This is a genomic window from Facilibium subflavum (assembly GCF_003574485.1).
Classification (GTDB): domain Bacteria; phylum Pseudomonadota; class Gammaproteobacteria; order Francisellales; family Francisellaceae; genus Facilibium; species Facilibium subflavum.
In genome coordinates this window covers 1-5371 of sequence record NZ_QLIT01000028.1, presented here as the reverse complement: position 1 = coordinate 5371, position 5371 = coordinate 1, and the positions used below count along the sequence as shown (strand labels likewise).

Below are 5371 nucleotides of genomic sequence, written 5' to 3'. Positions count from 1 at the left end.
ATCGCAGACAGTCAAGAGGACCTTAAAGAAAATCCACAGTTACATATTGAAAAATTAGGTATGCTATCATCACATTCTGATAAAAATAAAACTTTTCCAGAGTTTAATGCTGTTAAGCTGACCCATCATGTAGAGGTTATCCAGCATTATGATAGTGATATTAATCAGAGCCTATTTTTACCTTGCTTTCAACCATTTATTGCTCGTACATTACATACTCGCATCTTTTCTCGTGATCAGGTAGATCCTAAAAGAGAAAATGAATATCAATGGGTGAATCCAACAGATGATAGTGAAATCTCTTTTGAAGCAAATAGTGCGCCAGCACCTAATGAACCTGATAACCCATTAACCTTTACACCCTACAATTATGAACAACCTTTTATCAAATTAATTATTCCAAGTGGAATGATCTTAGGAGAAAGTAACGAAAGTAAAAATGCCTTTATTTATATGCCTGCAGAGCAGGGACAAGTATTGGCCAATCAGTACTTTCCTTTTGCGCAAGGAGATATTATAGCGATTAAAGTTTTTAATCAAGAATCAATCAAGTTCGAACAATTCATTTCTAATCGCTTTTTAATTGACCAAAAAGGCTCTGAAATGTTTATACAACAGAGTGGATATGGCCTAACTGATGAAGTGAGCATACGGTATCAAGATAATACAGAAGATCAACAATTTAAATTGGAACAAAGGCATCAAGAGGAAAAAGGTTACAAGTACTTATTGTTTAGTGAACAAGAAGGTTTGACACTGAAATTCACCGATAAAGAAGAAAATAAAGAAAAAAAGCAAACGAGTTAATAAGCTCTTTGAGCTAAATTGCCGTTTTCCGTTCGCAACAAATTGCGGAGAATTAAACCCATAGAGATTAAAATAAGGAGCATAATTTATGACATGGTTAAAATTGATTACAATACTTGGTGCTGCTGTAGGCTTAAGTGCTGCAGTATTAATTTTAAAAAAATATATCAACCAGACTAAAAAGATGAAAACTTATGCAAAAGGGATCAAAGGTTTGCTTAAAAAATCAGCGCCAAGGAAATTTATTCCAATGAAATCGACTGATCAAGAACAAAATAAAGTTACTACTAAAGCTTATCTTTATTTAGCAAAAATATTAGCTAAATCATATGCTAACACCCACAAAAATGCCGCTTTAATTTTATTTAATGGTAGCGCATCCGCTATAGAGAAAAAATATGAGTTAACTAATTTAAATGCTGAGCTGAATTTACCGGATTCATTTGATATGCTTAATTTATTTGTATCAATTGATGGTCAAAATTTACGTTTTATTCTTTGCCTTAATGATCAGTCAGATCAAGAAACCATCAAACAAAAGATTTCCCTATTAAAACGTTTATTTATAATACTTTACCGTAAAAAAGTTATTAAACCACTGGTATTACAGCTTCATCTTGATGGAGAAAGTCATCAAATGAATCAACAAATGCAAGAATATGTCATGCAATTTAAAAAAGATAAGTTTTTTAATCAATTACCATTGCAAATTAACACCAATATTGTCAATGAAATTGACAAGTCAACGCGCTTAGATTTACAACAACAGACTATTTTTAAAAATCATATGTATACTGATCCTAAGCAAATATCATTTTCTTTATCAGATGCTTTTGAAGAAGCAAAACAGCAATTCATATCAGCTTATACGTGGTTGTCACTACAAGATGATCAAAATAGTCAAAAAAATGAAAGTTTTAATATCGCTTTGCAACACGTACATATACTGACTCAATCGATTCAGCAAACGCTGAAACAGCGTGCTTTATTAGATATGCTTAGTCCTGTGCTTATTTCCAGAAATCATCCTATTTATCTAGATTTCATGAATAACGAAAGAATTATTCCTGTTGACAGTCAAATGTTATCACAGCATTGGTCATATTATGTATCTATGTGCCTATTATTAAGCATAAGCATAGCGATTAGTACCGCTATGATAAACAATATATATACTATTCATCAAAATAATGTGACCCTATCATCTTTATTAAAAGATCCATTGACAGCAAGCAATATTATAACCGTTGAAAGATTTTATACGCAGACTCACCATGATTTAAACCACTCACTTTGGTTTAAATCATTATATCCTGAACATGGATTATATCCACAGCTCGATAATATTGTTACACAAAAAGCATGGCAAACTGTCGTGAATCAAATAGGATCAGCTGATTCATCTGCTCTAAAGCCAGTTATGATTGCGCTGCTTTTACTAGCTTCTGATCAACCACAACTTAAGCATTACATTGAAAAAAATACATCGATTTGGGCAAATGGATTAGAGGTTTCAGAACGCTTTTTAACGTTGATGCTATCTCATCTACCTTACGTGCAGTCACAACAACGCTTAAAATTTGACTGTTATGCGATTAAATCTGAAATACAAAGTATGAGTATTCCTTTTGATCAAACGCAATTTGTTCAGCGCTTTATCATACAAAATAAAAGCACCATAACTATGGAACAATTTCAGTCACTATTAGTCAGTCAATACCAGAATAATTTAATGCTAGCACAATTAAAACAGGCTTTACCTCTAATATCAGTCACAACGATTAAACAAAATCCATGGATTAATACTAACAGTTGGATCGAAGTAGTAGACACTATTAAAAATGCACATCAGTATGAAAGCACAAAACTGCAACATGAATATACTACCTTACTATCGTTTATAACTGGCATATTAACCACAAGAAATATAGAAAACTTTGGTGATTTGATTAAAGATTTACATGAAACCAATACATTAATAAGTAGTATGAATAATAATACCATTAAAGGGTATCAAAATATTCTTATGCAAGCTTATTTAAATACACGTATTAATATGCTTTTTAAACAGGAAGAAAGCCAAATAAGTTTGCTACCATCTAATACCTACAAACAATATATTACTTTAGCTGGATTTAAACGGGGACAATTTAATATTCCCATCGCTTATACCTATGCAAGCATCAATGAATATGTAGAGCCATTAACTAAAACATATCAGAATCTCATCGATCACTATAATCAATCAGCTATTCAAAGCAGTTTATTAAGTAATCTTTATCAAATACATCTCAGACAGTATGAACAAGAATATATTAAAAACTATGAAGCATTACTTAAAAATGTTTTACCACAAGAAATTGAAAATGAAGATATATATTTATTTTTACTTGACTTAGGAAGTAATCAATCCCCTTTTTATAATATCTTACGTTTTATCTATAACAATACCGCTGATATTGCTGAAAAAAATATCACTCAGGCATTTAATGGGCTCAACGCTTTTTTTAACTCTAATGACTATATAGAATATCAGTCACAATTTACCAGTAGTGCGGAGTTATTAGTTAATCATAATTTTAATAATTACCAAAGCTTATTAAATAAATTACAGTCAAAAGATGAAGATAACTTGGTTGTCAAGGTAAAAACATTACTGAATAAAACACAATTGCCACACTGGTTGGAAAACCGCTTATTAATGCCAACTGACATTTTGCAAAATTACCTGCAAAATGAAATGGCAAAAATAATACAAAATAAATGGGACATAACCGTCATGCCTGTTTATAAGGAATTAAAAACCTATTTCCCTTTTAATCTTAATAGCAAGAAAATGATCGATTATCAAAAAATTACATCTTTAATTTCACCAAATGGTAGTTTAGCCATGCAAATGCAGCACTTACTCAAAACATTTATTCAATCAGGTGCGAATAACCAATGGCGCTTTATTGATAGCTTATCAAAACAAGCTAGGGAAACATTAAAAATACCCCTACAATACTTTAACGAAGTTCAATCTTGGCAAAAAGCATTGTGGAATAATAAAGCAGAACCTAAAGCGATTGACTTTAAAGTAAAAGGAGCAGGAATGACGAATCATTTGTTTTCTACTTCTGCTATCACTAGCTTTATTAGCTCATTAGGTAATAAAGTAACTGCCTTAAACACACAAGAAAATCAATTAGTCACCTTAAGTTATCGATGGTATGAGCAACCGTCAGTATCAATAGGTTGGGTCAGTCAGGACCATCAAATTTATCAACAAACCTTCAAGGGAGACTGGGCATTTATGCAAATGATTAAAGCTGCCACAATAAAATCAGATAACTCGGATCATTATTCCTGGAAAATTTCTTTAAATCAGCATGAATCAGTAATAGTTGATTTTATTGTTCAAAATCAGATTTTAAATACTATGGGAGAGTAAATTATGTTTATCATGTCTTGTAAAAAATATGTGAATTATTTATTGCACTTTACACTTATGCTTTTCTTTTTATTGACAGTAAGTGGTTGCAGTCTGTTACCATGGCAAGGCGATAAAGTGATTGATATTTCAATAGAAAATAATAGCAGAACCAATTATGGTAAACCTTATAGTGTGGTGATTGAACAATCGGCAAACTATGATTCCTTTGTTGCAGATGACTATCAAACAATCAGTCAAAAAGCACTACATGATAATGTCAATGTTTATGTGTTTGATCCCAAAAAACAGTCCGCTCAACAACTAAAAATTCAAGCAAATGGGAATCCCATTGCCATTTACTTTATTTTCAATTCCACACCAATAGCGCAATGGAAGTTCTTTTATAAGGATCCTACAAAAAAAAAGATTCATTTTAACTTAACAGGTGGTAATATTAAACAGGAAGCATAGTTATGGCTGAGCATATATTTAATTTTAATAAGGATGGCGTACTATTAAAAGCAACTGGAGAAGATGATAGCAATCAATGTTCCTTTAGCTTTGATACTACAGGTAAAAGTCAATTAGATGTATCTGATCAAAGTATTATGAAGGCGGAAAATGAGATACGTATCATGGTACATGATGCTGTGATTAGTTGTCACAAAGAAGGTCTCGACATTAAATTTAAGGAAAGTCAATGTTCACTCAACCAATCAGGGATGAATGTCAAAATAGGTGATAGTCAGTTAAATATTAGTTCATCAGGTATTGAAATAAAAACCACAACACTAAAAATTGATGCACAAAATATTGAACAAACTGCAAAAGCAAACTGTAAAATTAGTGGTGCAAACACACAAATTGAAGGAAAATCACTGGCACTAAAAGGAAGTGGCATTGCAACACTTAGTGCCTCAACTGTGAGTATTGGATAGTCAAAAACAAATAAGGTAGGAAAAACTAATGTCTCCACGCATAAACTGGCAAAATGGATTGATTTTATCTCCTGAATTGCTTAAACAGCATGACCAATGGATGTGGAAGTGTATTTTCATTGTGTTTGCTTGATTGTTGTGTTATGTTTTTATTATTTATTCAAAATTGGATTTGCAGATGTCAGACACAATTCGAGTTACGACGACAACA

4 protein-coding genes are annotated in these 5371 nt (G+C 31.7%); all 4 read left to right on the top strand.

Annotated elements, in window-relative coordinates; translation table 11 throughout:
* On the top strand, positions 1 to 807 hold an 807-nt coding region (locus DNK84_RS02295; protein WP_162902160.1), incomplete at its 5' end, for a hypothetical protein.
* Between the two features lie 88 nt (positions 808 to 895).
* Positions 896 to 4240, top strand: coding sequence for a hypothetical protein (locus DNK84_RS02290; protein ID WP_119342962.1), 3345 nt, complete (start codon positions 896 to 898; stop codon positions 4238 to 4240).
* 3 nt (positions 4241 to 4243) lie between these two features.
* Positions 4244 to 4693: a type VI secretion system lipoprotein IglE gene (iglE, locus tag DNK84_RS02285; protein ID WP_119342961.1), complete on the top strand. Its 450-nt coding sequence runs from the start codon at positions 4244 to 4246 to the stop codon at positions 4691 to 4693.
* A 2-nt stretch (positions 4694 to 4695) separates the two neighbouring features.
* A complete protein-coding gene (tssI, locus tag DNK84_RS02280; protein WP_119342960.1) occupies positions 4696 to 5160 on the top strand; it encodes a type VI secretion system tip protein TssI/VgrG in 465 nt (154 codons plus the stop codon).
* Positions 5161 to 5371: the final 211 nt, after the last annotated feature.

What these genes read in the sequence shown, in the direction of transcription:
- DNK84_RS02290 (WP_119342962.1), top strand. Translation starts at nt 896, where the DNA reads ATGACATGGTTAAAATTGATTACAATACTTGGTGCTGCTGTAGGCTTA.
- iglE (WP_119342961.1), top strand. Translation starts at nt 4,244, where the DNA reads ATGTTTATCATGTCTTGTAAAAAATATGTGAATTATTTATTGCACTTT.
- tssI (WP_119342960.1), top strand. Translation starts at nt 4,696, where the DNA reads ATGGCTGAGCATATATTTAATTTTAATAAGGATGGCGTACTATTAAAA.